General features: G+C 58.8%; 25 protein-coding genes and 1 other RNA gene. 5 read left to right on the forward strand and 21 right to left on the reverse strand.

Features of this window, described 5'->3' with window-relative positions; translation table 11 throughout:
* Nucleotides 1-2: 2 nt before the first annotated feature.
* The 14 genes from GHO41_RS00885 to rsmI all read right to left on the reverse strand — a co-directional run bounded on the left by GHO41_RS00885 (nucleotide 3) and on the right by rsmI (nucleotide 15,063).
* Nucleotides 3-959 carry a D-alanine--D-alanine ligase gene (locus GHO41_RS00885; protein ID WP_153432656.1) on the reverse strand — a complete coding sequence of 319 codons (957 nt, stop codon included), beginning with the start codon at nucleotides 957-959 and terminating at the stop codon, nucleotides 3-5.
* Nucleotides 956-2,416: a UDP-N-acetylmuramate--L-alanine ligase gene (murC, locus tag GHO41_RS00890; RefSeq protein ID WP_048367183.1), complete on the reverse strand. Its 1,461-nt coding sequence runs from the start codon at nucleotides 2,414-2,416 to the stop codon at nucleotides 956-958. The genes GHO41_RS00885 and murC overlap by 4 nt, the downstream gene beginning before the upstream one ends.
* On the reverse strand, nucleotides 2,409-3,479 hold the full coding sequence (gene murG, locus GHO41_RS00895; RefSeq protein WP_153432658.1) for an undecaprenyldiphospho-muramoylpentapeptide beta-N-acetylglucosaminyltransferase: 1,071 nt from the start codon (nucleotides 3,477-3,479) through the stop codon (nucleotides 2,409-2,411). The genes murC and murG overlap by 8 nt, the downstream gene beginning before the upstream one ends.
* On the reverse strand, nucleotides 3,469-4,683 hold the full coding sequence (ftsW, locus tag GHO41_RS00900) for a putative lipid II flippase FtsW (RefSeq protein ID WP_048367186.1): 1,215 nt from the start codon (nucleotides 4,681-4,683) through the stop codon (nucleotides 3,469-3,471). The genes murG and ftsW overlap by 11 nt, the downstream gene beginning before the upstream one ends.
* Nucleotides 4,680-6,026 carry a UDP-N-acetylmuramoyl-L-alanine--D-glutamate ligase gene (gene murD / locus GHO41_RS00905; RefSeq protein ID WP_371928791.1) on the reverse strand — a complete coding sequence of 449 codons (1,347 nt, stop codon included), beginning with the start codon at nucleotides 6,024-6,026 and terminating at the stop codon, nucleotides 4,680-4,682. Before murD ends, ftsW begins: the two co-directional genes overlap by 4 nt.
* Nucleotides 6,027-6,031: 5 nt before the next feature.
* Entirely contained in the window at nucleotides 6,032-7,114 is a 1,083-nt protein-coding gene (mraY, locus tag GHO41_RS00910; RefSeq protein WP_048367188.1) for a phospho-N-acetylmuramoyl-pentapeptide-transferase, read from the reverse strand.
* Nucleotides 7,114-8,481: a UDP-N-acetylmuramoyl-tripeptide--D-alanyl-D-alanine ligase gene (gene murF, locus GHO41_RS00915; RefSeq protein ID WP_153432660.1), complete on the reverse strand. Its 1,368-nt coding sequence runs from the start codon at nucleotides 8,479-8,481 to the stop codon at nucleotides 7,114-7,116. The genes mraY and murF overlap by 1 nt, the downstream gene beginning before the upstream one ends.
* Complete coding sequence (locus GHO41_RS00920) at nucleotides 8,474-9,937, reverse strand: UDP-N-acetylmuramoyl-L-alanyl-D-glutamate--2,6-diaminopimelate ligase (protein WP_153432662.1); 1,464 nt, start codon at nucleotides 9,935-9,937, stop codon at nucleotides 8,474-8,476. The genes murF and GHO41_RS00920 overlap by 8 nt, the downstream gene beginning before the upstream one ends.
* Entirely contained in the window at nucleotides 9,937-11,682 is a 1,746-nt protein-coding gene (locus tag GHO41_RS00925) for a penicillin-binding protein 2 (RefSeq protein WP_048367191.1), read from the reverse strand. Before GHO41_RS00925 ends, GHO41_RS00920 begins: the two co-directional genes overlap by 1 nt.
* Nucleotides 11,679-11,972: a cell division protein FtsL gene (gene ftsL / locus GHO41_RS00930; RefSeq protein ID WP_048367192.1), complete on the reverse strand. Its 294-nt coding sequence runs from the start codon at nucleotides 11,970-11,972 to the stop codon at nucleotides 11,679-11,681. Before ftsL ends, GHO41_RS00925 begins: the two co-directional genes overlap by 4 nt.
* Complete coding sequence (gene rsmH, locus GHO41_RS00935; RefSeq protein WP_371928792.1) at nucleotides 11,969-12,916, reverse strand: 16S rRNA (cytosine(1402)-N(4))-methyltransferase RsmH; 948 nt, start codon at nucleotides 12,914-12,916, stop codon at nucleotides 11,969-11,971. The genes ftsL and rsmH overlap by 4 nt, the downstream gene beginning before the upstream one ends.
* Nucleotides 12,913-13,368, reverse strand: a complete 456-nt coding sequence (gene mraZ, locus GHO41_RS00940) for a division/cell wall cluster transcriptional repressor MraZ (RefSeq protein WP_048367195.1) — start codon at nucleotides 13,366-13,368, stop codon at nucleotides 12,913-12,915. The genes rsmH and mraZ overlap by 4 nt, the downstream gene beginning before the upstream one ends.
* Before the next feature lie 357 nt (nucleotides 13,369-13,725).
* Nucleotides 13,726-14,079: RNase P RNA component class A (rnpB, locus tag GHO41_RS00945), an RNA gene on the reverse strand.
* Nucleotides 14,080-14,208: 129 nt separating this feature from the next.
* A complete protein-coding gene (gene rsmI / locus GHO41_RS00950) occupies nucleotides 14,209-15,063 on the reverse strand; it encodes a 16S rRNA (cytidine(1402)-2'-O)-methyltransferase (RefSeq protein WP_153432698.1) in 855 nt (284 codons plus the stop codon).
* A 236-nt stretch (nucleotides 15,064-15,299) separates the two neighbouring features.
* On the opposite strand from rsmI, the gene GHO41_RS00955 reads away from it, so the two are divergent.
* The 4 genes from GHO41_RS00955 to GHO41_RS00970 all read left to right on the forward strand — a co-directional run bounded on the left by GHO41_RS00955 (nucleotide 15,300) and on the right by GHO41_RS00970 (nucleotide 18,743).
* Complete coding sequence (locus tag GHO41_RS00955; RefSeq protein ID WP_123751354.1) at nucleotides 15,300-17,072, forward strand: penicillin-binding protein activator; 1,773 nt, start codon at nucleotides 15,300-15,302, stop codon at nucleotides 17,070-17,072.
* Nucleotides 17,072-17,434, forward strand: a complete 363-nt coding sequence (locus GHO41_RS00960) for a YraN family protein (RefSeq protein ID WP_048367199.1) — start codon at nucleotides 17,072-17,074, stop codon at nucleotides 17,432-17,434. The genes GHO41_RS00955 and GHO41_RS00960 overlap by 1 nt, the downstream gene beginning before the upstream one ends.
* A gap of 137 nt (nucleotides 17,435-17,571) precedes the next feature.
* Nucleotides 17,572-18,165 (forward strand): phosphoheptose isomerase, encoded by a 594-nt coding sequence (locus tag GHO41_RS00965; protein WP_048367201.1) that lies wholly within the window; start codon nucleotides 17,572-17,574, stop codon nucleotides 18,163-18,165.
* Nucleotides 18,162-18,743, forward strand: a complete 582-nt coding sequence (locus GHO41_RS00970; protein ID WP_048367202.1) for a BON domain-containing protein — start codon at nucleotides 18,162-18,164, stop codon at nucleotides 18,741-18,743. The genes GHO41_RS00965 and GHO41_RS00970 overlap by 4 nt, the downstream gene beginning before the upstream one ends.
* Before the next feature lie 125 nt (nucleotides 18,744-18,868).
* On the opposite strand, the gene GHO41_RS00975 is transcribed toward GHO41_RS00970, so the two are convergent.
* From GHO41_RS00975 to rplM, 7 genes are all read right to left on the reverse strand, one after another.
* Complete coding sequence (locus GHO41_RS00975; RefSeq protein WP_048367203.1) at nucleotides 18,869-19,282, reverse strand: ClpXP protease specificity-enhancing factor; 414 nt, start codon at nucleotides 19,280-19,282, stop codon at nucleotides 18,869-18,871.
* Between the two features lie 17 nt (nucleotides 19,283-19,299).
* The gene (locus tag GHO41_RS00980) at nucleotides 19,300-19,917 is read right to left on the reverse strand and encodes a glutathione S-transferase N-terminal domain-containing protein (protein ID WP_048389907.1); all 618 of its coding nucleotides are present in this window, start codon (nucleotides 19,915-19,917) and stop codon (nucleotides 19,300-19,302) included.
* Between the two features lie 185 nt (nucleotides 19,918-20,102).
* The gene (locus GHO41_RS00985; protein ID WP_048367205.1) at nucleotides 20,103-20,882 is read right to left on the reverse strand and encodes a cytochrome c1; all 780 of its coding nucleotides are present in this window, start codon (nucleotides 20,880-20,882) and stop codon (nucleotides 20,103-20,105) included.
* Nucleotides 20,882-22,093 carry a cytochrome bc complex cytochrome b subunit gene (locus GHO41_RS00990; RefSeq protein WP_153432664.1) on the reverse strand — a complete coding sequence of 404 codons (1,212 nt, stop codon included), beginning with the start codon at nucleotides 22,091-22,093 and terminating at the stop codon, nucleotides 20,882-20,884. Before GHO41_RS00990 ends, GHO41_RS00985 begins: the two co-directional genes overlap by 1 nt.
* Entirely contained in the window at nucleotides 22,093-22,686 is a 594-nt protein-coding gene (gene petA, locus GHO41_RS00995) for a ubiquinol-cytochrome c reductase iron-sulfur subunit (RefSeq protein WP_153432666.1), read from the reverse strand. The genes GHO41_RS00990 and petA overlap by 1 nt, the downstream gene beginning before the upstream one ends.
* Nucleotides 22,687-22,941: 255 nt before the next feature.
* Nucleotides 22,942-23,334: a 30S ribosomal protein S9 gene (gene rpsI, locus GHO41_RS01000; protein WP_048367211.1), complete on the reverse strand. Its 393-nt coding sequence runs from the start codon at nucleotides 23,332-23,334 to the stop codon at nucleotides 22,942-22,944.
* Between the two features lie 14 nt (nucleotides 23,335-23,348).
* Nucleotides 23,349-23,777, reverse strand: coding sequence for a 50S ribosomal protein L13 (rplM, locus tag GHO41_RS01005; protein ID WP_019408582.1), 429 nt, complete (start codon nucleotides 23,775-23,777; stop codon nucleotides 23,349-23,351).
* Between the two features lie 246 nt (nucleotides 23,778-24,023).
* On the opposite strand from rplM, the gene GHO41_RS01010 reads away from it, so the two are divergent.
* Nucleotides 24,024-25,064, forward strand: coding sequence for an NADP(H)-dependent aldo-keto reductase (locus GHO41_RS01010; protein WP_123751350.1), 1,041 nt, complete (start codon nucleotides 24,024-24,026; stop codon nucleotides 25,062-25,064).
* Nucleotides 25,065-25,264: the final 200 nt, after the last annotated feature.

Consider the following 25,264-nt stretch of genomic DNA (forward strand, 5'->3'; position numbering starts at 1 on the left):
TCTTAACCTCGTGGCTCAACACTGGCGGCCAGAATCGACAGCACCAGTTGTTGGAAATCCAGACCCGCCGACTTGGCTGCCATCGGCACCAGGCTATGGTCCGTCATGCCCGGCGCGGTGTTGACCTCAAGCAACCAGAACTGGCCATCGACGTCTTGCATCACGTCCAGACGGCCCCAACCGGCAATCCCGATCGCCTCACAGGCTTTGGCCGTGAGTTCCATCAGCTCTTGCTCTTTGTCGCTATCAAGGCCGCACGGAATCCGGTACTGAGTATCCTCAGACACGTATTTGGCGTCGTAGTCGTAGAACGTATGCGGCGTGCCCAGTGCGATAGGTGGCAACACTTGGTCACGCAGGGTGGCGATGGTGAACTCCGGACCGTGGATCCATTGCTCAACCAGCACTTGCGAGTCGTACTTACTGGCCTCGGTCCAGGCGACGATCAATTCGTCTGCACTGTTCACTTTGGCCATACCGATACTTGAACCTTCATGGGCCGGTTTGACGATCAAAGGGAAGCTCAGTTCCTTCGCCGCAGAAATACAATCGGCTTCGCTGCTCAACACGGCGTGACGCGGGGTTGGAATCCCCAGGCTGTGCCACACCTGCTTGGTGCGCAGCTTGTCCATGGCCAACGCCGACGCCAGAATGCCGCTGCCGGTGTAAGGGATGCCCAGGCATTCCAGCAGGCCTTGCATGCTGCCGTCTTCACCGCCACGGCCGTGGAGGATGATAAAGGCGCGGTCGATTTTTTCAGCGGTGATACGGCTGATGAAGTCATCGCCCACATCAATACCGAAGGCATTCACACCCGCATCCAGCAGTGCCTTGAGAACGGCATTACCCGATTTCAGGGACACTTCACGTTCAGCACTTTTGCCGCCAAAGAGCACCGCTACCCGGCCGAAATCGGCGGGGGCGATGGTCGAAAACAGCGTGGCGTAGGCAGCAGTCATTTCAGTTTCCCCTCGTTGGCGGCGATCACAGCACCGGCGAACAACGGACTTTTAATCAGTTGCGGTGCCAGACGGCCGATATCGCCCGCCCCTTGGCACAACAGAATGTCGCCTGCACGCAGCAGCGGCTTGACGATCGGCGCCAGCTCAACGCCGCGCTCGATGTAGATCGGGTCCAACTGGCCGCGCTGACGGATGCTGTGGCACAGCTGGCGGCTGTCCGCGCCCGGAATCGGCTCTTCGCCCGCCGGGTAGACTTCCATCAACAGCAACACGTTGGCGTCGGCCAGCACTTGCACGAAATCGTCGTACAGGTCGCGGGTACGGCTAAAGCGGTGCGGCTGATAGACCATGACCAAGCGGCGCTCAGGCCAACCACCGCGCACGGCTTTAATCACTGCAGCAACTTCGGTCGGGTGGTGACCGTAGTCGTCCACCAGCATCACGCTACCGCCGTCGACCGGCAGTTCGCCGTAGACCTGGAAGCGGCGACCCACGCCCTGGAAGCCCGACAGGCCCTGAACGATGGCTTCATCGCTGATGCCTTCATCGGAGGCGATGCAGATGGTGGCCAAGGCGTTCAGTACGTTGTGGTTGCCCGGCATGTTGACCGACACATCCAGCGGCTCGCGGTCTGGGCGCAGCACGGTGAAGAAGGTTTGCATGCCCTGCTGGCGCACATTGATTGCGCGCACGTCAGCGGCTTCGCTGAAGCCGTAGGTCACGGTCGGGCGTTTGACCAGCGGCAGGATTTCACGCACCACCGGATCGTCCAGGCACAGCACAGCCAAGCCGTAGAACGGCAGGTTGTGGAGGAACTCGACGAAGGTTTTCTTCAGTTTGTTGAAGTCACCTTCGTAGGTCGCCATGTGGTCGGCGTCGATGTTGGTGACGACCGCAACCAGCGGCTGCAGGTGCAGGAAGCTGGCATCGCTCTCGTCAGCTTCAGCGATCAGGTAACGGCTGGTGCCCAGCTGGGCATTGGTGCCTGCTGCATTCAGACGGCCACCGATGACGAACGTCGGGTCCAGGCCACCGGCCGCGAACACCGAGGCCAACAGGCTGGTGGTGGTGGTTTTGCCGTGCGTGCCGGCAACGGCGATGCCGTGGCGATAGCGCATCAGCTCAGCCAGCATTTCGGCCCGCGGCACCACCGGAATGCGGCGCTCAAGCGCACTGGCGACTTCCGGGTTGGAGGTGTTTACAGCGCTGGACACCACCAGCACATCGGCGTTGGCAGCGTTCTCGGCGCGGTGGCCGATAAAAATGTGCGCGCCAAACGACTCAAGGCGTTCGGTGACAGCCGATGCATTGAGGTCAGAGCCCGACACCTGATAGCCCAGGTTCAGCAATACCTCAGCGATCCCGCACATGCCCACGCCGCCGATACCGACGAAGTGGATACGACGGATACGGCGCATTTCCGGTTGCGGCATGGCTTTTTGATTCTCAACCATTGGCCACCTCCAGGCAGATGTCGACAACGTTACGGGTGGCATCAGGTTTGGCCAGGCGACGCGCGTTGGCCGCCATGCTGTTGAGTCGTTCCGGTTGCATCAATACCTCTGTCAGGCGAGCCGCCAGTTCGGCCGCGCCAGTTGTCGCTTGCGGCATCAGGAAGGCCGCGCCCTCCCGTGCCAAAAAGTCAGCATTACGGCTCTGATGGTCGTCAATCGCGTGGGGCAACGGCACCAGCAGCGAAGGCAGACCGGCCGCAGCCAGTTCACTGACGGTCAGCGCGCCTGCGCGACAAACCACCAGGTCGGCCCAGCCATAGGCGTGGGCCATGTCTTTGATGAAGGGCTGAACATCTGCCTCGACACCGGCCGCGGTGTAACGCTGGGCGGTGATTTCATCGTGTTGTTTGCCCGCCTGATGAAACACTTCAGGGCGCAGCTCAGCCGCTACGTTGGCCAAAGCTTCAGGCAGTAATTTGTTCAGGGGCTCGGCGCCCAGGCTACCGCCCAGCACCAGCAAGCGCGCCTTGCGCCCTTCGAGTGCAGCGCGGGTCGCCAGGGTGAACAGCTCGGGGCGCACCGGGTTGCCGGTAGTGCGCAGCTTGTCCGAGGCGGCAAACGTCTGCGGGAAGGCTTCACACACACGGCTCGTCATCGGCACCAACAAACGGTTGGCGGTACCGGCCACGGCGTTCTGCTCGTGAATGATCACCGGCACGCCGCAGGTTTTGGCCGCCAGGCCGCCAGGCCCGGTCACATAGCCGCCAAAGCCGAGTACACACACGGGCTTGAGTTGGCGGATGATTGCGCGTGCCTGAAACAAGGCCTTGAGCAACACAAACGGTGCTTTGAGCAGCGACAGTTTGCCTTTGCCACGCAGGCCCGTGACGTTGATCCGGTGCAGGGTAAAGCCTGCCGGTTCAACCAATTCGTTTTCGATGCCTCGCGGTGTTCCGAGCCAGTGCACGGTGTAGCCACGCGCTTCAAACTCACGCGCGCAAGCCAGCGCCGGGAACACATGCCCGCCGGTGCCGCCCGCCATGATCAGCACATTAGCGCCCATGGTTCGGCTCCTCTGCGAAGTCGCTTTCTTTGAAGTCGGTCTCTTCGCTGCCCAGGTGGGTTCGACTCTCCCACTCGATGCGCAGCAACAAACCCATACACACACAGCAAATCACCAACGAACTGCCGCCATAACTGAGGAATGGCAAGGTCAGGCCTTTGGTAGGCAGCAAACCGACGTTCACCCCGATGTTGATCAGGAACTGGCCGATCCACAGGAACGACAAGCCGTACGCCATGTAAGCCGAGAAGTATTGTTTGGCGCGCTCTGCCCACATGCCGATGTACATGCCGCGCACACAGACGAACACGAACAGCGCCACGGTCAGCAACGAACCGACCACGCCGAGTTCTTCAGCCAATACCGAGAACACGAAGTCGGTATGCGCTTCGGGCAGGTAGAACTGCTTTTGTACGCTGTTGCCCAAGCCCACCCCGAACCACTCGCCGCGACCGAACGCGATCAGTGCCTGGGTGAGTTGGTAACCCGAACCAAACTGGTCGGACCATGGGTCGGTAAAGGTAATCAGACGCGCCATCCGGTACGGCTGTGCTTGAACCAGCACGAACACCGCGCCCACCGCCAACGCCACCATCAGCGCGAAGCGGAACAGGCCCACACCGCCGAGGAACAACATGGCCGCCGCTGCGCCCATCATTACGACGGTGGCGCCGAAGTCAGGCTCCATCAGCAACAGACCGGCCATGGGCAGCAACACGATGAAGGGCTTGAAGAAGCCCATCCAGCTGTCGCGCACTTCCTTCTGCTGACGCACCAGGTAGCCGGCGAGGTAAATCACCACGAACACCTTGGCGATTTCCGAAGGCTGCACGTTAAAGAAGCTGAAACCGATCCAGCGCATCGAACCATTGACCTCACGGCCAATGCCCGGCAGCAACACCATGACCAGCAAGCCGAACGCACCGATCAGCAGCATGAAGCCCATACGCTGCCAGGTCGCAATCGGCACCATCATGGTCATCACGCACGCACCCAGACCGAGCACGATGTAAAACAGGTGCCGGATCATGTGGTACAGCGTGTTACCCGACTGCAATGCCGCCACTTCGGACGATGCCGAGGTGATCATCACCAGCCCCAGGCCCAGCAGCGCCAGGCAACCGGCCAGCAGCGGGAAGTCGAGGTCAATGCCACGGCCCGTGATCAAGGGCGAAGGGTAAGGTTTCAGGAAGCCGAAGATCATGCCAATGCCTCCACTGCGCGCGCAAAGAGGTGGCCGCGTTCTTCGTAATTTTTGAACATGTCAAAGCTGGCGCACGCGGGCGACAACAGAACCGCGTCACATGGGCGAGCCTGTGCTCGGCTTTGCGCGATGGCGTCGTTCAGCGATGTGGCACGAATTTGCGGAACCGCATCACCCAGCGCATCGGCGATCAAGCCGCTATCGCGACCCATCAACACCACGGCGCGGCAGTGCTTGGCGACGGAATCGCGCAGGCCGCTGAAATCAGCGCCCTTGCCATCACCGCCGGCGATCAGGATCAGCTTGCCGTCCATGTCCGTACCCAAGCCTTCAATGGCGGCCAGGGCAGCACCGACGTTGGTGGCTTTGGAGTCGTTGTAATAGCTCACGCCGTCCAGTTCGCGGACCCATTGGCAGCGGTGCTCGAGACCGGCAAAGGTGCGCAGGCTCGACAGCATGGCGTCGAAAGGCAAGCCTACGGCATGCCCCAGCGCCAGCGCAGCCAAGGCGTTGGCTTGGTTGTGCGCGCCACGGATTTTCAATTCACGCACGGGCATCAGGTTCTGAAATTCGAAGGCCAGGTATTTTTCGCCCTGCTCTTCGCGCAGACCGAACGCCTTGAAATCGGGGACGCTCAAGCCGAACGACCAGCACGGCAGGCCTTCGCCCATCAGCGGACGGGTGAGTGCGTCCTGACGGTTGAACACCACCTGGCGAGCGCCACGGAAAATCCGGTGCTTGGCCAAGTGATACGCCGGCAGGCCGCTGTAGCGGTCCATGTGGTCTTCGCTGATGTTGAGCACGGTGGCGACTTCAGCACCGAGGTCGTTGGTGGTTTCGAGCTGGAAGCTCGAGAGTTCCATCACGTACAGCTCGATGTCATCGCTGAGCAGGTCCAGCGCCGGGGTGCCAAGGTTGCCGCCCACGGCCACACGCTTGCCGGCCGCCGCGGCCATTTCGCCCACCAGCGTGGTCACGGTGCTTTTCGCGTTGGAACCACTGATTGCAACGATGGGGGCTTTCGCGTTACGCGCGAACAGGTCGATGTCGCCCGACAGTTTCACCCCATGGGCAGCGGCCGCTTGCAGCGCAGGCGTCGCCAGGGCCAGGCCGGGGCTCACGTAGAGCTCATCGGCGCGGCACAGGAACTCGACGTCCAGCTCGCCACAACGCACGTCCACCTGCGGATAGTCACGGCGCAGCGTGGCCAGCTCCGGTGGATTTTCCCGCGTGTCCGCCACGGCAAACGACACACCCCGGCTCGCCAGAAAGCGCACCAGGGACATGCCGCTCTTGCCGAGGCCGACAACGATGCGGAAGTGGTCAGAAGCGATCAGAGACACAGGTTCTACCTCAGCTTCAGCGTGGCAAGGCCGATCAACACGAGGATCACGGTGATAATCCAGAAACGGACGATCACGCGTGGCTCAGGCCAGCCCTTGAGTTCAAAGTGGTGGTGGATCGGCGCCATGCGGAACACCCGCTTGCCGGTCAGCTTGAACGACGCGACCTGGATGACCACCGACAGGGTTTCCATCACGAACACACCGCCCATGATGAACAGCACGATTTCTTGACGCACGATGACCGCGATGGTGCCCAGCGCAGCACCCAGTGCCAGTGCGCCGACGTCGCCCATGAACACTTGTGCCGGGTAGGTGTTGAACCACAGGAAACCAAGCCCGGCGCCAATCAGGGCACCGCAGAATACAATCAGCTCACCGGCGCCCGGGACATACGGGATCAGCAGGTAGTCAGCGAATTTCAGGTTGCCCGACAGGTAGCAGAAGATACCCAGCGCGCCGCCGACCATTACGGTGGGCATGATCGCCAGGCCGTCGAGGCCGTCAGTGAGGTTGACCGCGTTGCTCGAACCGACGATCACAAAATAGGTCAGCACGACAAAGCCGATGCCCAGTGGAATGCTGGCATCTTTAAGAATCGGCAGGATCAAGGTGGTTTCGACGGCGCTTGGCGCGGTCACGTACAGGAAGATCGCCGCAGCCAGGCCGAACACAGATTGCCAGAAGTACTTCCAGCGGCTTGGCAGCCCGCGCGAGTTCTTTTCGATGACCTTGCGGTAGTCGTCAACCCAGCCAATGGCGCCAAACAGCAGGGTCACCAGCAACACGACCCACACATAACGGTTGCTCAGGTCTGCCCACAGCAAGGTGCTGATGGTAATGGCCGACAAGATCAACGCACCGCCCATGGTCGGGGTGCCAGATTTGGACAGGTGTGATTGCGGACCATCGTTACGTACCGATTGGCCGATCTGACGGTTTTGCAACGTGCGGATCATCCACGGGCCCAGGCACAACGACAACGACAGCGCGGTCAGTACGCCCAGAATCCCGCGCAGGGACAGGTACTGGAAGACTGCGAAGCCCTTGTAGAACTGTTGTAGATACTCCGCTAGAAGCAGCAGCATTAATGTTTCTCCCCGCAGGAACCGCACAGTGCCGCAACGACGTTCTCCATCGCTGCGCTGCGCGAGCCCTTGATCAAAATAGTGGTGTTTTTTTCGTGCTCAGTGCGAAGTGCCGTGATCAGGTCAGCCTGATTGGCAAAGTGACGAGCCTGGTGTCCAAATGCAGCGACGGCATGAGCCATCAGCGGTCCCACCGCATAGAGCGCTGAAACCTTGTCGGCGGCATAAGCGCCTACTTCACGATGTCCTTGCTCCGCCCACTCACCCAGCTCGCCTATGTCTCCGAGTACCAGGACGGTACGACCGGAAAAGGCGGCGAGTATATCAACGGCAGCGCACATTGAGGTGGGGTTTGCGTTGTAAGTGTCATCAATAATTCGCAGGCCTGTGCTAGTCACTTGCGCGACCGCACGCCCTTTGACCGGCTGCACGGCCTCAAGGCCGGTTTTGATGCCGAACAACGACACACCCAGCGCATGGGCGGCAGCCGCGGCGGCCAAGGCGTTGGCCACGTTATGCGTGCCCAACAGGTTGATTTGAACCGGCTCGATACCTTGCGGGCTGTGCAAGGTAAAACGTGGGCAACCCCGCGCATCCAGGCTCAAGTCACTGGCGTAAAAATCTGCTTCAGGGTTTTTCAGCGAGAAGCTGAGCACCTGGCGACCGGCTGCGCGGGCGTGCCAAATGGCAAAAGCCTTATCATCGAGGTTGAGCACGGCAATGCCGTCTGCCGCCAGGCCTTCAATAATTTCACCTTTGGCCTCGACGATTTTGTCAGGGCCGCCGAACTCACCCACGTGGGCAGTACCGGCGTTGTTCAGCACCGCAACGTGGGGCTTGGTCATGGCCACGGTGTAGGCGATTTCGCCGATGCGCGAAGCACCCAGTTCGATGACCGCCGAGGTGTGTTCTTGAGTGAGTTCGAGCAGGGTCAGCGGCACACCCAAGTCGTTATTCAAGTTGCCCTTTGTCGCCAGCACCGGGCCGCGCGTACGCAGGATGCAGGCCAGCATTTCCTTGACCGTGGTTTTGCCGCTGGAGCCGGTAATGGCCGCAACAGGCTTGTCGTAGCCGGCACGGTTCAGCGCACCCAATTGGCTCAGCGCGACACGGGTATCCTTGACCACCAGTTGAGGCAAGGCCGACTCTGGCACTTCGCGCTCAACAAGGGCGGCGACGGCGCCTTTTTCAGCGACGTCATTCAAGTAGTCATGACCATCAAAACGCGGGCCAGTCAGGGCAATAAACAACTGGCCCTGGCCAATGGCGCGGCTGTCGATGCTGACGCCGCTGAAACGCGCGTCTTCACCAACCAAACGACCGTTCAGGGTGGCTGCCACTTCGCTCAACAGCAACGGCTTAAGCATGTGCAGCCTCCCAGGCGTCCAGGGCTTTTTCAGCTTCGACCAGGTCTGAGAAATCGTGGCGTTCGCCGTTGATTTCCTGATAGTCCTCGTGACCTTTGCCGGCCAGCACAATGACGTCTTCGGCGCGGGCATTGGCGATGATCTGGGCAATGGCAGCACCGCGACCGGCGACAAAGGTCACCTTGTCTGCGTTGGCAAAGCCTGCACGGATATCGCTGAAGATCTGCGCCGGGTCTTCGCTGCGCGGGTTGTCGTCTGTTACCAGCGCTGTGTCAGCCAAACGCTCGACCACTTCGGCCATGATCGGGCGTTTGCCGCGATCACGGTCACCACCGCAACCGAACAGGCAGTGCAATTGACCTTTGGCGTGAGGACGCAGGGCCGCCAGTACTTTTTCCAGGGCGTCCGGGGTGTGAGCATAATCGACCACAACCAGCGGCTTGCTACCGCCGCCCAAGCGCTGCATGCGACCCACCGGGCCTTCCAGCTTGGGCAAGACCTTGAGAATTTCATCAAGTGCATAGTCGAGACCGAGCAGCGCGCCAACCGCCGCCAGAACGTTGCTCAGGTTGAAGCGACCGAGCAAGGTGCTGCGCAACAGGTGCTCGCCTTGCGGGGTAACCAACGTGGCGCGCACACCATCGTCATCGAACACCGCGTCACGGCAATACAGGTAAGCGCTGCTGTCTTCGAGGCTGTAACTGATCAGTTTCGAGGGGTGTTTTTCGCTCGCCAGTTGACGGCCGAATTCATCATCCAGGTTCACCACCCGGCAGCACAGATCAGACCAGGCAAACAGCTTGGCCTTGGCGGCTGCATAAGCCTCCATGGTGCCGTGATAGTCCAGATGATCGCGGGACAAGTTGGTCATCACGGCCACGTCGAACGCCAACGCACTGACCCGACCTTGATCCAGCCCGTGGGACGATACTTCCATGGCAACGGCTTTGGCCCCGGCCTTTTTCAGGTCGGCCAACATGGCTTGCACCGCAATCGGGTCAGGCGTGGTGTTGCGCCCGCTTTGCAGCGCACCGTAAAAACCGGTACCCAGCGTACCAATGATGCCGCAGTGTTGGCCCAGGTGATCAAGCGCTTGCGCGACCAGTTGCGTCACGCTGGTTTTGCCATTGGTGCCGGTAACGCCCACCAGGTTCAAGACGCGGCTTGGCTCACCATAAAAGCGCCCGGCCAGGTCTGACAGCTGGGCGATTAAACCTTTGACAGGGATCAGCGGTACATCGGTAATCGGCAACACCGAAGCGCCTTCGACTTCATAGGCCACGGCGGCTGCGCCACGCTGCAAGGCATCGGCGATGTGTTCACGACCATCGAGCTTGGCGCCCGGCACCGCGAGGAACAAATCACCGGCACGCACACTGCGGCTGTCGAGGGTCAACTCACGGATCATCACGTCGTGACCCGCGTTTGGGAAAATCTTGATCAGGTTCAGGGACATTAGCCGCGCCCTCCTTTGGCTGCTGCAGCGGTCGCAGCTTGTTGCTCTGCTGCCGTCGGCAGGTTGTCCGGGGTCACGTTCATCAGGCGCAACGTTCCGGACATCACTTTGCTGAAGACCGGCGCCGATACCAGACCACCGAAGTAGCCCGCCTTGCTCGGCTCATCGATCACGACCACGATCGCGTAGCGCGGATCGCTCATCGGGCCAAAACCGGCAAACAGGGAACGGTAAGAGTTGACCGCGTAGCCTTTAACGCCGCCGGACGAGGTTTTACGCGCCGTACCCGACTTGCCGCCGACGTGATACGCCGGCACCTTGGCACGCCAGACACCACGCGGGTTTTCGATCACTTCCTGGAGCATGCCCTGCAAGGTCTTGGCGACCTGCTCCGGCATGACTTGCGTGGCTTGTACGGGCTTGTCCTTGTCGGCTTTGAGCAAGGTCAGCGGTGCCAGCTTGCCGTTGTTGGCCAATGCCGAGAACGCGTGAACCAACTGGATCGCGGTCACGGAAACACCGTAGCCGTAAGACAGGGTCGCGGTTTCGGCTTTGCGCCACTCACGGTAGTTAGGCAGGTTACCCACACGCTCGCCGGGGAAGCCCAGGCCGGTGTCCTGGCCCAGACCCATTTTCGCCATCTGACGGAAAATCGCTTCGCCACCGATATCGAAGGCGACCTTACTCATGCCCACGTTACTGGAGTTGATCAGGATGCCGGTCAGGTCCAGCACCGGGCCTTCAGTACGCGACACGTCACGAATGGTGTATTTGCCCAACTGCAAGGTACCCGGGTACACCTCAACCTTGTCGGTTGGTTTCCAGCGACCGGTTTCCAGCGCCGCACTCATCGAAATCGGCTTAACCGTTGAACCCGGCTCGAACACGTCGATCATGGCGCGGTTACGCATCATCGCCGGTTGCAGGTTGCGACGGTTGTTCGGGTTGTAAGTCGGTTGGTTGACCATGGCGAGTATTTCGCCGGTCTTCACGTCCATGATCACCAGGCTGCCCGCCTTGGCACCGTTTTCGACCAGCGCATTGCGCAGTTCACGGTTGGCCAGGTATTGCAGACGCAGGTCAATCGACAACGCCAAGGTCTTCCCTGCCTTGGCGTTTTTAGTGACTTGAATGTCTTTGATCAGACGACCGCGTCGGTCCTTGATGACCTGTCGCTTGCCCGGCACACCGGCCAGCCATTCGTCATAGGCCAGCTCGACACCCTCACGGCCTTTGTCGTCGATATCGGTAAAGCCCACCATGTGCGCGGTGACTTCACCGGCCGGGTAGAAGCGGCGGAACTCTTCAATGCCGTAAACGCCCGGAACCTTGAGGTCGAGCACGACTTGACCCTGCTCGGGCGTCAGACCACGAACGAGGTAAATGAATTCTTTGTTGGCTTGCTGCTCAAGGCGCGCAGTCAGCACCTTAGGATCTTGCCCAAGCGCGCGCGCCAATGCCGGCCAGTGATCTTTACCCGCCTGCATTTCTTTTGGGTTGGCCCACAGCGTGGTCACCGGCGTACTGACCGCCAAAGGCTCGCCATTACGGTCGGTAATCAAGCCGCGGTGTGCCGGGATAGTGATGTGCCGCAAGCTGCGGGCATCACCCTGACCTTTCAAGAAATCGTGGTCGATCACTTGCAGGTAGATAATCTGGCAGGCGATCGCGCCTACCAGCAGCGCCAGTAAACCCAGCACCACGCGAAAACGCCATGGATAGAGCGCGCCTTCGAGTTTGATCATGGCGTCACCATCCGAACTTCTGCTGCACCGGGGATGTGCATCTTCAGTTGTTCGCTGGCCAGGGTTTCGATACGGCTATGGGCAGTCCAGGTGCTCTGCTCAAGGATCAAGCGGCCCCACTCTGCCTGGGCCTTGTCACGCACGCTCAGCTCCCCGTACAGGGTGTTGAGCAATTGGCGGTTCCAGTGCGCGCTATAGGAAACGCCCACGGCTGAAACCAGCACGGCAACAAACAGCAGCAGCATGAAGAAGCTTCCGCCGGGGAGGGGTTTGGCGTAAAGCTTGTTCAACGAAGCTTCTCCGCAACGCGCATGACAGCGCTGCGCGAGCGCGGATTGGCTTTGAGTTCAGCTTCAGAAGCGAACTGCGCCTTGCCATGAATTTTGATCTTGGGTTCAAAGGCTTTGTGCTGGACAGGCAAGCCACGCGGCAGGTTGTCCGGTTCACCTTTGACCAAATCACGCATGAACAGCTTGACGATGCGGTCCTCGAGGGAGTGGAAGCTGATAACAACCAGACGGCCGCCGACTTCCAGCGACTCCAGCGCCGCTTCAAGACCGGCTTTCAGGTCTCCGAGTTCGTTGTTAACGTGAATGCGCAGGCCCTGGAACGTACGGGTCGCAGGGTGCTTGCCCTTTTCCCAGGCCGGATTGGCAACTTTGAGTACTTCAGCCAGATCGCCAGTGCGCTCGAACGGCGTGATTTCACGGCGCTCAACCACGGCACGGGCCATGCGACCGGCGTAGCGCTCTTCGCCGTATTCCTTGAACACACGGGTGATATCTTCGTGGGAGGCGGTGTTGACGAACTCCGCCGCGCTGATGCCCGCATTCGGGTTCATGCGCATGTCCAGAGGGCCGTCATTCATGAAGCTGAAGCCACGCTCCGGGTCGTCAAGCTGTGGCGAAGACACGCCCAGGTCGAGCAGAACGCCGCTGACCTTGCCCGCCAGGCCGCGCTCGGCCACTTCGGATCCCATTTCAGCAAAGCTGCGCTGCACAATGACAAAGCGGCCGTCTTCGGCCGCTAGCGCTTGCCCGGTCGCAATCGCTTGTGGATCTTTATCAAACCCGAGGAGACGCCCCTGGGGGCCAAGATGCTGGAGTATCAGGCGGCTATGTCCGCCGCGACCAAAGGTGCCATCCAGATAGCATCCATCAGGACGTACGGCGAGAGCCTCTACGGCTTCATCGAGCAGTACGGTGATGTGGTTGAAGTCGCTATCAATAGTCACAGAATTAAATCACGCAGTTCATCAGGCATCGCGCCCGGTTGTTGAATGGCTGCAAGGTCAGCGGCAGAAACGGCTTCCCAGGCATCCTCGTCCCACAGTTGAAACTTGTTCAACTGGCCCACCAACATCGCGCGCTTGTCCAACTTGGCATACTCACGCAAACGCGGCGGCACCAGAAAACGACCACTGCCGTCGAGCTCAAGATCGACGGCATTACCAATCAACAAGCGTTGTAAACGTCGGTTTTCTTCACGTAACGACGGCAACGCCCGCAGCTTGGTTTCAATCAATTCCCACTCATCGAGCGGGTACACACATAAGCAGGGATCCACCGCATCAATGGTCACGATCAGTTGCCCGGAGCTTCTCGAATTCAGCTCGTCACGGTACCGGCTCGGCATTGCGAGACGGCCCTTGGCATCGAGACTGATTGCGTTAGCTCCGCGAAACACGAGGCGGCACTCCAAATATTAGCGTTTTACGTCTGGAAAACCCACTTTATGCCACTTTTCGCCACTTGCGCACACTATAGGAATGCCCCTACCACACCGTCAAGGCGCGGCCCGAAGGAAAATCCTTACATTACGGAGATTTAGGTGGGTAAATAGACGTACAGCAATAAGCGAAAGCTTTTTTGGAGGGGCGATCCGCAGCTAATTCAATGCGCAAGACTTCAAACTTAAAGTGGTTTCTTAAGAGTGAGGTTTTTTTGACATTAAGATGAGCGGTTCTTCATGCAACTAAAGCGAGGGAGTGAAGCGAGCATTTCTACATGCATATCTGCTTGCGAAACAAGCAGGGGGAAAAAGGTGGAGAGTCGATCTGTAAGCCGGGTTCTGTCTTGAACAGTCATTCGTCTACGATGGCCATCACTGGACATCTTTAGCAACCTACCCGGTCCCAGCGCGGGCCACGCCTTGGGACCCTATTTGGTCTTGCTCCAAGTGGGGTTTACCTAGCCACGAACTGTTGCCAGACGTGCGGTGCGCTCTTACCGCACCTTTTCACCCTTACCGGCGCCGAAGCGCTTAGGCGGTTATTTTCTGTGGCACTTTCCGTAGGCTCACGCCTCCCAGGCATTACCTGGCACTTCGCCCTATGGAGCCCGGACTTTCCTCCCCCCTCTAATTTTCATAGAGGGCAGCGACTGTCCAATCGACTCTCCGGCGCAAAGGTTAACTGTACGCAGCGTATAGAACAAGCTTTAAAGCGTGTAATCGCGCCCGGCAATCAAACTTCAGCGGCTCTATTTAAAGCCCGATTGTTAAATCAAGGCCAAATGCCACCATTCGTTATTCTGCTTTCTGCTTATCAAGCGCAACTTGGTACAACACGTTTTTGCGCTCACCGGTTATTTCAGCGGCCAATGCAGCAGCACGCTTGAGCGGCATCTCTTTAAGCAACAAATCAAGAATGCGCATGGCTTCATTGCTGACAACTTGATCTGTCTCGGGAGCTGTCCAACCGGCAACCAGCACCACGCATTCGCCACGCTGTTGATTGCTGTCTGCCTCAACAAAAGCGCGCAGTTCGGACAAAGGCAAGCCCTTGAGGGTTTCAAAGGTCTTGGTCAGCTCCCGCGCCAACAATGCCGGGCGATCGGCACCAAACACCGACTCCATGTCTTGCAGGCACTCCAGAATACGGTGCGGCGCCTCATAGAAAATCAGCGTGCGTGGTTCTTCCTTTACTGCCTCCAGTCGCGAGCGACGGCCCACCGCCTTGGCCGGCAAGAAGCCTTCGAAGATAAAGCGGTCAGAGGGCAAGCCCGCGGCCGACAAAGCGGCAATCAAAGCGCACGCACCCGGCACCGGCACCACTTTGACCCCGGCCGCACGTGCCTGGCGCACCAGGTGGTAGCCCGGATCAGAGATCAGCGGCGTCCCCGCATCTGAGATCAACGCCACGTCCTCACCGGCGAGCAAGCGCTGGATGAAGCGGTTACCTTCATCCCGCTCGTTATGCTCGTGACAGGCGCCCAGCGGCGTCGCGATACCAAAATGCTGCATCAGACGCAGCGAGTGGCGCGTGTCTTCGGCTGCGATCAGCGATACCTCACGCAACACTTTGAGCGCACGCGCACTGATGTCGTCCAGGTTACCGATGGGCGTGGCCACCACATAAAGTGAGCCAACAACGGAATTCAAAGCACCTGGAGCAGTCAAAACGCGCACCTCATGAGAGTTAAAGGCGCCATTGTAACGCGTAGAGCCTGGCTGGACGCACCCTTAAAGGAGCGGCCAAAAGTCTCAACCGGCAAAACACTACTCATCGCAGTGGCCAGAACTCATCTAAAGTGAAGCTTTATCACCAGTAAGATCGCGTCCCGGCCAGCGCTTGGGTACACTTCGCCACTCTTTTGTTCGAGTATCAGGAACACTACATGATCGCTTGCCTGCGGCTGTTCACTGCCCTCTGCCTCGCTGCCTTGCTGGCGGCCTGCGCCAGCTCGCCCTCGTCCAGCCTTGGCGAACTCCCACGTACGCCCGATGCCAGCCTTGAACAGCTGCTGCAAGAGGCCTCTGCGAGCAAGGACCCGGAAAAAGCAGCGCTGCTGCGCCTGTCCGCGACCGACCTTGCCATACGCCAACACAACAACCAGCGCGCTGCGCAAATTCTGGCGCAAGTGCCGCTGGATCAGCTCAAGCCTGCACAACAAGTGTTTGCCAGCACCCTGGCCGCTGAACTGGCGATGAGCCGCAATCAGCCCAAAGACGCGCTGGTCGCCCTGAACCACCCAAGCGTCTCGCGCCTCAACGAGATGCCGGCCGACCTGCAAATGCGCACCCACAAGGTTCGCGCCCTGGCACTGGAGGCTGACGGTCAAACCCTGGCCGCCGCGCGCGAGCGTGTTGCCATGAGCCAGAGCCTGACCGGCGAGGCCGCCAACAGCAACAACGAGGCCATCTGGGCACTGGTTGCCGCCTTGCCGGCTGACCAACTGCGCACGCCCGAGCCTGGCGTACTGGGCGGCTGGATGTCGTTGGCGCTGGCCATCAAGAGCGCCAGCAGCCTGCAAGACCAGCAAAACGCCATCGATCAATGGCGCGCACAAAACCCGGCTCACCCGGCAGCCATTCAGTTGCCAGCCACGCTGATCAAGCTCAAGGAACTGGCCAGCCAACCGCTGACCAAGATCGCCCTGCTGCTGCCTCAAGACGGCCAACTGGCCTCTGTCAGCAAAGCACTGCGCGACGGCTTCATGGCGGCCTACTATCAAGCACAGCAAGCAGGTCAAAACCCGCCGAGCGTTCAGTTCTATGACAGCTCGCGCCTGACCTCGCTGGATGACTTCTATCGCAAGGCCCAGGCCGATGGCGTGCAACTGGTGGTCGGCCCGCTGGAGAAATCCCTGGTCAAGCAACTGAACATGCACCAGCAACTGCCGATTACCACCCTGGCCCTGAACTACAGCGAAGGCGGCCAAGGCCCGGCACAACTGTTCCAGTTTGGTCTGGCGGCTGAAGACGAAGCCCGTGAAGTGGCTCGCCGTGCCCATGCCGACGGCCTGACCCGCGCAGGCGCCATGGTGCCGCAAGGCGAATGGGGCGACCGCGTACTCAAAGCCTTCCGTCAGGAATGGGAAGCCAACGGCGGCACCATTGTGGGTGTCGAACACATCGACAAGCCGGTTGCCCTGGCACAACAGGTTGCCGACCTGGTGCAACTGCGTAACGCTGGCGGCTCTGGCCAGCCATCGCGCCGTCAGGACATGGAGTTCATCTTCCTGGCCGCAACACCGCAGCAAGCCCAACAGATCAAACCGACCCTGAACTACCAGTACGCCGGTGATATCCCGGTTTACGCCACCTCGCACGTCTTCAGTGCCAGCGGCGACCAGAACCAGTACAACGACATGAACGGCATCCGCTTTTGCGAAACCCCTTGGCTGCTCGACACCGCCAACCCACTGCGCCAGCAAGTAGCAGCGCAATGGCCACAAGCCGGTGGTAGCCTGGGCCGCCTATACGCCATGGGCGTAGACGCTTTCGAATTGTCGTCGCGCCTGGGTCAGCTCAAGGCACTGCCAGAAAACCGTGTCGACGGCTTGTCCGGCAGCCTCAGCATGGACTCCAGCCAACACATTCAGCGTCAGTTGCCATGGGCCGAGTTCGCCAACGGGCAGATTCATCGCCTGCCTGACACACCTAACTGATGCCCGATCGCTCAAGCCAGCAAACAGGCAAAGATGCCGAGCGCACTGCGCTGCGGCATCTTGAGCGACACGGTTTACGCTTGCTGGCGCAAAATTGGCTATGCAAGCGCGGCGAGCTGGATCTGGTCATGCTTGACGGCGATACAGTAGTATTCGTCGAAGTTCGTTACCGACAACATGCGCAATGGGGTGGCGCACTCGCCAGCGTTGATGCTCGCAAGCGTCAGAAGCTGATTATGGCCGCCCAGTACTTCTTGCAACGCGAATCACGCTGGGCCAACTACCCGTGCCGATTCGACGTGGTAGCCATGGATAGCGCAACACCTCACTTGAACTGGCTACGGAACGCCTTTGACAGCTAAAACGCTGCAGGGCCGATTTCAGCACCCTTTTTAAAACGATTTTGCTTTGCTTTGCGGGCTGCACATTTTTGTGCCGGGAAGTCACTCAGGAACACCTGGATCACGCCCGACCAGCCGCCCTAATTAAGGTCACATAGATGGACATGCAATCCCGGATTCGCCAGCTTTTTCAGGCCAGTATCGACACCAAGCAGCAGGCGATGGCGGTACTTGCTCCGCACATCGAGCTTGCCAGCCAAGTGATGGTCAACGCCCTGCTCAACGAAGGCAAAATGCTCTCGTGCGGCAACGGCGGCTCAGCCGGTGACGCCCAACACTTCTCGTCCGAGCTGCTCAACCGCTTTGAGCGCGAGCGCCCTAGCTTGCCTGCCATTGCATTGACCACTGACAGCTCGACGATCACCTCGATCGCCAACGACTACACCTTCAACGAGGTTTTTTCCAAGCAGATCCGCGCCCTCGGCCAACCCGGCGACGTACTGCTGGCGATCTCCACGAGCGGCAACTCGGCCAACATCATTCAGGCCATTCAAGCGGCGCATGATCGCGAAATGATCGTAGTCGCCCTGACCGGCCGTGACGGCGGCGGCATGGCCTCGCTGTTGCTGCCCGAGGACGTGGAAATCCGCGTTCCATCCACTGTCACTGCACGTATTCAAGAAGTCCACCTGCTGGCGATCCACTGCCTGTGCGATCTGATCGACAGCCAACTGTTTGGGAGTGAAGAATGACTTTTAAGCGCCTTAGCCTCGTGGCATTGACGCTGTGCCTCGGCCTGACCGCGGGTTGCAGTTCAGTACTGACCGCTACCCGTGACACACCGATTGAAGACGACCGTGGCACCCGCACGTTCGGCAGCAAAATCGATGATTCGCTGATTGAAACCAAAGTGGCCGTCAACGTCGCCAAGGCCAACCCGGACCTGGATAACGGCTCGCACATCGTGGTCACCAGCTACAACGGTATCGTGCTGCTGGCCGGCCAGACCCCACGCGCCGACCTCAAGGCCCAGGCTGAACAAGCCGCTGCGGCTGTGCAGCGGGTCAAAAAGGTCAACAACGAACTGCAAGTCATGGCGCCCTCCTCGATCCTGGCGCGCAACAACGATGCCTGGTTGACCACCAAAATCAAAACCCAAATGCTGACTGACAACGCCATTCCGGGCTCGCGCATCAAAGTCGTGACCGAGAACGGCATTGTTTACATGCTCGGCCTGGTCACCCAGCAAGAAGCCGCTCGCGCTACCAACCTGGTGCAAGGCGTGTCCGGCGTGCAGAAGATCGTCAAACTCTTTGAGTACATCGACTGATTGGGTGTGTAGGAGCGAGCTTGCCTCGCGATCTTTTGATCCTGAAAGATCGCGAGGCGAGCTCGCTCCTACAGGATGGGACAGCGACCCATAAAAAAGGCGACCTCTGCAGGTCGCCTTTTTTGTTACTTCACCACTTTGAGGCTTGGCCGTCCGCTAGGGCGCGGCGGCTCGGGGTCTGGCGGCGAGCAGTCGTCGTCCGGCTCAATCTCGTCATCCTCGTCAAACGCCTCTTCAAGATCAAACATCATGCCCTGGCCGTTTTCCCGGGCGTAAATGCCCAGAATGGCAGCTGCCGGCACGTATAACGTGTGTGGCACACCTCCAAAACGCCCGTCAAAGCTGACCGCTTCGTTGTCCATGTGCAGGTTACGCACGGCGCTCGGGGATACGTTCAGGACAATCTGTCCGTCACTGGCAAAACCCTGCGGCACTTGCACCTTCGGGTAGTCCGATTTAACCAGCAAGTGCGGAGTGCAATCGTTGTCCACAATCCACTCATAGAGCGCACGCACCAGATAAGGTCGACTTGAATTCATCAAGGGCTCCTAAAGCCTTAGCGCATGTCGCGTTCGACACCAGACAAGCTTGCCTGGAAAGCCTCACGCGCAAACTGGCGCTCCATATAGTCAAGCAGCGGCTTGGCAGGCCGCGGCAACTCAATACCCAAAACAGGCAGGCGCCAGAGTATCGGTAATAGACAGCAGTCGACCAGACTTTGCTCGTCACTGAGGAAAAAAGGTTTGTCTGCAAATAATGCCGACACACCTGTCAGGCTCTCGCGCAATTCTTTGCGCGCCTGTACACGCGCCGGTTCTTTGGTGCGCGAATCGAGGATCAAGTCGACCAAATTGCACCAGTCACGCTGGATCCGGTGCATCAGCAGACGGCTGTTGGCCCGAGCTACCGGGTACACCGGCAACAACGGCGGATGCGGGTAACGCTCATCCAGGTATTCCATTACGACAGTCGATTCCCACAACGCCAGGTCGCGGTCGACCAGGGTTGGCAGGCTGCCATACGGGTTCACTTCGATCAGTTTTGGCGGATGACGACCCGCCACCACACTGATGATCTCGGCGCTGACACCTTTCTCGGCGAGCACAATGCGTACTCGGTGGGAATAGTGGTCGGCGGGGTCGGAGTAACAGGCCAACCGATTGGTCACGCCCATGGCGGTCCTCCTCGCTTGTTGAAATTATCAGGAGCGGAAAAACGAACGCGCCCAAGAAGTGCCTCCCATAACAGCAGAACCGCGAAAGCGGGCCATGGTGGCCCCGCTTTCGCCGTGTCCTGCACTGTTACCTTTTTAGAGACACCCTTGGGCGCGCACGATTAACAGCAATGCATGTAACGGTATCAGTGCACATCCTTCCAGTATTCGCGCTTGAGCAAATAAGCGAAGACGAAGAAGAAGGCCAGATAGAGCAGTACGTACGTACCGATGCGCTGATGCTCCAGCTTCACCGGGTTAGCCGAATAGGCCAGGAAGGTCACAAGGTTCTTGATCTTCTCGTCGAACTGCTCTTCAGTCAGCGTGCCGGTCTTGGGCAACACTGTCAGCTGGTCGCACGCTTCATGTGTCAAAGGCGTGCCGGTGAGCGGATCATACTGCTTCTTGCCGTCTTCGACGATCTGTACTTGCTTGCAACCGATAACTTGACGCCCTTGCAGCGGCGCAAGCACGTTCGGCATGCCCACATTCGGGAAGACCGTATTGTTCACACCCCAAGGGCGCGACGGGTCTTCATAGAACGAACGCAGGTAGCTGTAGAGCCAGTCTGTACCGCGCACGCGGGCCACCAGGGTCAAGTCGGGCGGCGCCGCGCCAAACCACGCCTTGGCGTCTTCAGGCTGCATGCCGATGTTCATGTGGTCACCAATTTTGGCGCCGGTGAACACCAGATTCTTGAGCATGACATCGTGGGGGATCCCCAGATCGTCAGCCACCCGCTCGTAACGCTGAAACTTGGCGCTGTGACAGCCCATGCAATAGTTGGCAAAGGTACGCGCGCCATCTTGCAACGCGGCCTTGTCAGAAACATCGATGTCGACCTTGTCCAGCTGCACGCCCTGTTCGGACGCAAAGGACAGCACCGGCATCATCGCGAGCATTAATACGGCAAATAACTTTTTCATCAGCCAGTCACCCTTTCCGGAACCGGTTTGGTCTTCTCAAGCCGGGTGTAGAACGGCATCAAAATGAAGTAGGCGAAGTACAGGAACGTACACACCTGCGACAACAACGTGCGCTCCTGGGTCGGCGACAACACACCCAACACACCCAGAATCACGAACGAGATGCAGAACACCCACAGCCAGATCTTGCTCATCCAGCCTTTGTAGCGCATGGATTTAACAGGGCTGCGGTCCAGCCAGGGCAACACAAAAAGCACCGCAATCGCAGCGCCCATGGCGATCACGCCCATGAGCTTGTCCGGGATAGCCCGCAAGATCGCGTAGAACGGCGTGAAGTACCAGACAGGGGCAATATGCTCCGGTGTCTTGAAGGCGTTAGCTTGCTCAAAGTTCGGCTTTTCGAGGAAGTAGCCGCCCATTTCAGGGAAGAAGAACACAATCGAACAGAAGATAAACAAGAACACCACAACGCCGACAATGTCTTTCACGGTGTAGTACGGATGGAATGGAATGCCGTCCAGCGGGATGCCGTTCTCGTCCTTGTACTTCTTGATATCAATGCCGTCAGGGTTGTTCGAGCCCACTTCGTGCAGCGCCAGAATGTGCAGCACCACCAACCCCAAAATCACGATGGGCAGCGCGACAACGTGCAGCGCGAAGAAGCGGTTCAGGGTAATGCCGGAGATCAGGTAGTCGCCGCGGATCCATTGCGTCAGGTCATTACCGATCACCGGGATCGCCCCAAACAGCGAGATGATCACCTGGGCGCCCCAGTAGGACATTTGCCCCCATGGCAGTAAATAGCCCATGAACGCTTCTGCCATCAGGGCCAGATAAATCATCATGCCGAACAACCAGACCAGCTCGCGCGGCTTCTGATAAGAGCCGTAGAGCAAGCCTCGGAACATGTGCAGATACACCACGATAAAGAACGCCGACGCACCGGTGGAGTGCAGCAGGCGCAGAATCGAGCCGTATTCGACGTCACGCATGATGTATTCGACCGAGGCAAACGCGTCCTCTGCCGTCGGCGTGTAACTCATGGTCAGCCACACGCCCGTGACGATCTGGTTGACCAGCACCAGCAAGGCAAGGGAGCCAAAGAAGTAGAGGAAGTTGAAGTTCTTCGGTGCGTAGTACTTGCTGAGGTGGTCTTCCCACATTTTGGTGGCCGGGAAGCGAGCATCAATCCAATCCATGAATTTGCTCATTACGCGGTCTCCCCATCAAGGCCAACGACAATAATGTTGTCCGACTCATAGTAATAAGGCGGCACAGGCAGATTTAGCGGGGCAGGCTGAGCCTTGTAGACGCGACCCGCCAGGTCATAGTGCGAACCGTGACATGGGCAGAAATACCCTCCCACCCAATCCTTGCCAAGGTCGGCAGGGGCCACTTCAGGACGGAAAGTAGGCGAGCAACCCAAGTGGGTGCAGATACCGATCAGCAGCAGGATTTCGGGCTTGATCGAGCGTAATTCGGGGTTTACGTAGGTCGGCTGATCTGACTGCTTGGAGTCTGGATCCGCAAGCCGATCATCAATTTTCTTCAGATTGGCCAGGATTTCTTCTGTTCGGCGGACGATGAACACTGGCTGACCACGCCATTCTGCAACCATTTGCTGGCCCGGCTCGACCTTGGCGATATCGACCTTTACCGGCGCACCAGCGGCCTTGGCCTTGGCACTGGGGAACCACGACCCCACGAACGGGACCGCCGCCCCCACCGCTCCTGCAGCACCCACCACGGATGTGGCTGCCACGAGGAAGCGACGCCGACCGACATTAACGTCGACTTTGCTCATTCCGTCCTCTCCCATCAGCTTTGCGGCCTGTTAAATCAGGCATCTAGTAAGTAGCAAACTAATCTTTATAAAAATTTTGCCGAATGGTAATGAAAAGACCCCACTAAAACAAGGTAATTACCGGGAGCGACAGGCTGCAGCCCTTGCAGCGCAGGCAGTTGGCGGATGTGGCACGTTGTCACAGCAACTTTTTGGCGCCCATAAAAAAAGCCCAGCTCCGTGAGGAGGCTGGGCTTTTTTGAACGAAGCTGCGAATTAACGCTTCGAGTACTGCGGACGCTTACGCGCTTTACGCAGACCGACTTTCTTACGTTCAACTTCACGAGCATCGCGAGTTACGTAGCCTGCTTTACGCAGAGCGCTACGCAGAGTCTCGTCGTAGTCCATCAGAGCGCGAGTGATACCGTGGCGGATTGCGCCAGCTTGACCACTTACACCGCCACCGAGAACGGTAACGTAGATGTCGAATTTCTCAACAGTCTCGGTCAGTTCCAGCGGCTGACGAACTACCATGCGGGCAGTTTCGCGGCCGAAGAAGTTTTCCAGGGAGCGGTTGTTGATGGAGATGTTGCCAGTACCCGGACGCAGGAAAACGCGTGCGGTTGCAGTCTTACGACGGCCAGTGCCGTAGTTTTGAGTCGCCGACATAATGAACTATTCCGTTAAAACTTCAGTTCTTGGGGCTGCTGAGCAGTATGAGGGTGAGCAGCGCCCGCATAGACTTTCAGCTTACGGTACATGTCGCGACCCAGTGGGTTTTTAGGCAGCATGCCTTTAACCGCGGTCTCGATCACGCGCTCAGGAGCTTTGGCGATCAGCTTTTCGAAGTTGATCGACTTAATCCCGCCCGGGAAACCGGAGTGAGAGTAGTACATCTTGTCAGAGGTCTTAGCACCAGTAACACGAATCTGCTCGGCATTGATAACAACGATGTAGTCACCGGTGTCAACGTGCGGAGTGAATTCAGGCTTGTGCTTACCACGCAGACGGCTCGCGATCTCGGTGGCCAGACGACCCAGGGTCTGACCAGCAGCGTCGACGACAAACCAGTCGCGCTTTACTGTTTCTGGTTTAGCAGTAAAAGTTTTCATTCTTTATAGCCTCAGGGGCCGCCCTGTAAATTAGACGGCGGATCTTACTGAATAGTGCGTACTTTGACAAGTCAAAGGCAGCCGGGTACAGACGCTATCGGGGGCTCGGGTCAGCGCGTCCGTTCAACGGCAAGATTCTTCGGCAGGCGGCGCATCACTTCCACTGCAGAAAGAGGTCGACGATTATCCAGATTGCGCAAAAAATTACAACCTGCTTTTATGATTCTTTCCCCGAAGGAGTGACCGATGGACTACCGCCAGCTAGGCCGCAGCAACCTCAACGTGAGTGCCATTGCCCTCGGCACCATGACCTGGGGTGAGCAAAACACCCAAGATGAAGCCTTTGAGCAAATCGAATACGCGAAAAACGCCGGCATCAACTTCCTCGACACCGCCGAGATGTACCCGGTCCCGCCCAAAGCCGAGACCTACGCCACCACCGAGCGCTACATCGGCAACTGGTTCAAGGCCCGTGGCGACCGTGCCGACTGGGTACTGGCCAGCAAAATTGCCGGGCCGGGCAACACCATCGACTACATCCGTGACGGCAACCTGAAACACAACCGCACCCACATCGTGCAAGCGCTGGACGCCAGCCTAAAGCGCCTGCAAACCGACTGGATCGACCTGTACCAGTTGCACTGGCCCGAGCGCAGCACCAACTTCTTTGGCCAACTGGGCTACACGCACAAAGCCGACGAAGACTTCACCCCGCTGGAGGACACCCTCGAAGCCCTCGACGAACAAGTCAAAGCCGGCAAAATCCGCCACATCGGCCTGTCCAACGAAACCCCGTGGGCGACCATGAAGTTTCTGCAATTGGCCGAGAGCCGTGGCTGGCCACGCGCGGTGTCGATCCAGAACCCCTACAACCTGCTCAACCGCAGCTTTGAAGTGGGTCTGGCGGAAATCGCCATCCGCGAACAGTGCGGGCTGCTCGCCTACTCGCCGCTGGCGTTTGGCATGCTGACCGGCAAGTACAACGGCGGCGCCCGCCCGGCAAAAGGCCGCCTGAGCCTTTACAGCCGCTTTTCGCGCTATTCCAACCCGCAGTCGGTTGCCGCCAGCGAGCGTTACGTCGCACTGGCCCGCGAACACGGGCTGGATCCGGCACAAATGGCCTTGGCGTATGTCACCCAACAACCGTTCGTGACCAGCAACATCATTGGCGCCACCACTCTGGAGCAACTGAAAAGCAACATCGCCAGTGCCGACCTGAAGCTCTCGGATGAAGTGCTCGCGGGCATTGAAGCCATCCACAAAGAGCAACCAAACCCGGCGCCTTGACCCTATCCCCCTGTAGGAGCGAGCTTGTCTCGCGATCTTTTGATCTTTAAAAGATCGCGAGGCAAGCTCGCCCCTACACAGCGGTTTAACTCCCCCTCCCCTAGACACACAGGAAAAAACATAAGACGATCCAGCCGTAAGTTGACCAATTTCACCTATAAGAATAATCAAACCATGTCTACTCAACTCTCCACGCCCTT

It is taken from the genome of Pseudomonas sp. FSL R10-0399 (assembly GCF_009600165.1).
In the GTDB taxonomy this organism is placed as follows: Bacteria; Pseudomonadota; Gammaproteobacteria; order Pseudomonadales; family Pseudomonadaceae; genus Aquipseudomonas; species Aquipseudomonas helleri.

Excerpts from the sequence above, each read along its gene's own strand:
- GHO41_RS00885 (WP_153432656.1), bottom strand. The coding sequence starts at position 959 with ATGACTGCTGCCTACGCCACGCTGTTTTCGACCATCGCCCCCGCCGAT.
- murC (WP_048367183.1), bottom strand. The coding sequence starts at position 2,416 with ATGGTTGAGAATCAAAAAGCCATGCCGCAACCGGAAATGCGCCGTATC.
- murG (WP_153432658.1), bottom strand. The coding sequence starts at position 3,479 with ATGGGCGCTAATGTGCTGATCATGGCGGGCGGCACCGGCGGGCATGTG.
- ftsW (WP_048367186.1), bottom strand. The coding sequence starts at position 4,683 with ATGATCTTCGGCTTCCTGAAACCTTACCCTTCGCCCTTGATCACGGGC.
- mraY (WP_048367188.1), bottom strand. The coding sequence starts at position 7,114 with ATGCTGCTGCTTCTAGCGGAGTATCTACAACAGTTCTACAAGGGCTTC.
- murF (WP_153432660.1), bottom strand. The coding sequence starts at position 8,481 with ATGCTTAAGCCGTTGCTGTTGAGCGAAGTGGCAGCCACCCTGAACGGT.
- GHO41_RS00920 (WP_153432662.1), bottom strand. The coding sequence starts at position 9,937 with ATGTCCCTGAACCTGATCAAGATTTTCCCAAACGCGGGTCACGACGTG.
- GHO41_RS00925 (WP_048367191.1), bottom strand. The coding sequence starts at position 11,682 with ATGATCAAACTCGAAGGCGCGCTCTATCCATGGCGTTTTCGCGTGGTG.
- GHO41_RS00955 (WP_123751354.1), top strand. The coding sequence starts at position 15,300 with ATGATCGCTTGCCTGCGGCTGTTCACTGCCCTCTGCCTCGCTGCCTTG.
- GHO41_RS00960 (WP_048367199.1), top strand. The coding sequence starts at position 17,072 with ATGCCCGATCGCTCAAGCCAGCAAACAGGCAAAGATGCCGAGCGCACT.
- GHO41_RS00965 (WP_048367201.1), top strand. The coding sequence starts at position 17,572 with ATGGACATGCAATCCCGGATTCGCCAGCTTTTTCAGGCCAGTATCGAC.
- GHO41_RS00970 (WP_048367202.1), top strand. The coding sequence starts at position 18,162 with ATGACTTTTAAGCGCCTTAGCCTCGTGGCATTGACGCTGTGCCTCGGC.
- GHO41_RS00975 (WP_048367203.1), bottom strand. The coding sequence starts at position 19,282 with ATGAATTCAAGTCGACCTTATCTGGTGCGTGCGCTCTATGAGTGGATT.
- GHO41_RS00980 (WP_048389907.1), bottom strand. The coding sequence starts at position 19,917 with ATGGGCGTGACCAATCGGTTGGCCTGTTACTCCGACCCCGCCGACCAC.
- GHO41_RS00985 (WP_048367205.1), bottom strand. The coding sequence starts at position 20,882 with ATGAAAAAGTTATTTGCCGTATTAATGCTCGCGATGATGCCGGTGCTG.
- GHO41_RS00990 (WP_153432664.1), bottom strand. The coding sequence starts at position 22,093 with ATGAGCAAATTCATGGATTGGATTGATGCTCGCTTCCCGGCCACCAAA.
- petA (WP_153432666.1), bottom strand. The coding sequence starts at position 22,686 with ATGAGCAAAGTCGACGTTAATGTCGGTCGGCGTCGCTTCCTCGTGGCA.
- rpsI (WP_048367211.1), bottom strand. The coding sequence starts at position 23,334 with ATGTCGGCGACTCAAAACTACGGCACTGGCCGTCGTAAGACTGCAACC.
- rplM (WP_019408582.1), bottom strand. The coding sequence starts at position 23,777 with ATGAAAACTTTTACTGCTAAACCAGAAACAGTAAAGCGCGACTGGTTT.
- GHO41_RS01010 (WP_123751350.1), top strand. The coding sequence starts at position 24,024 with ATGGACTACCGCCAGCTAGGCCGCAGCAACCTCAACGTGAGTGCCATT.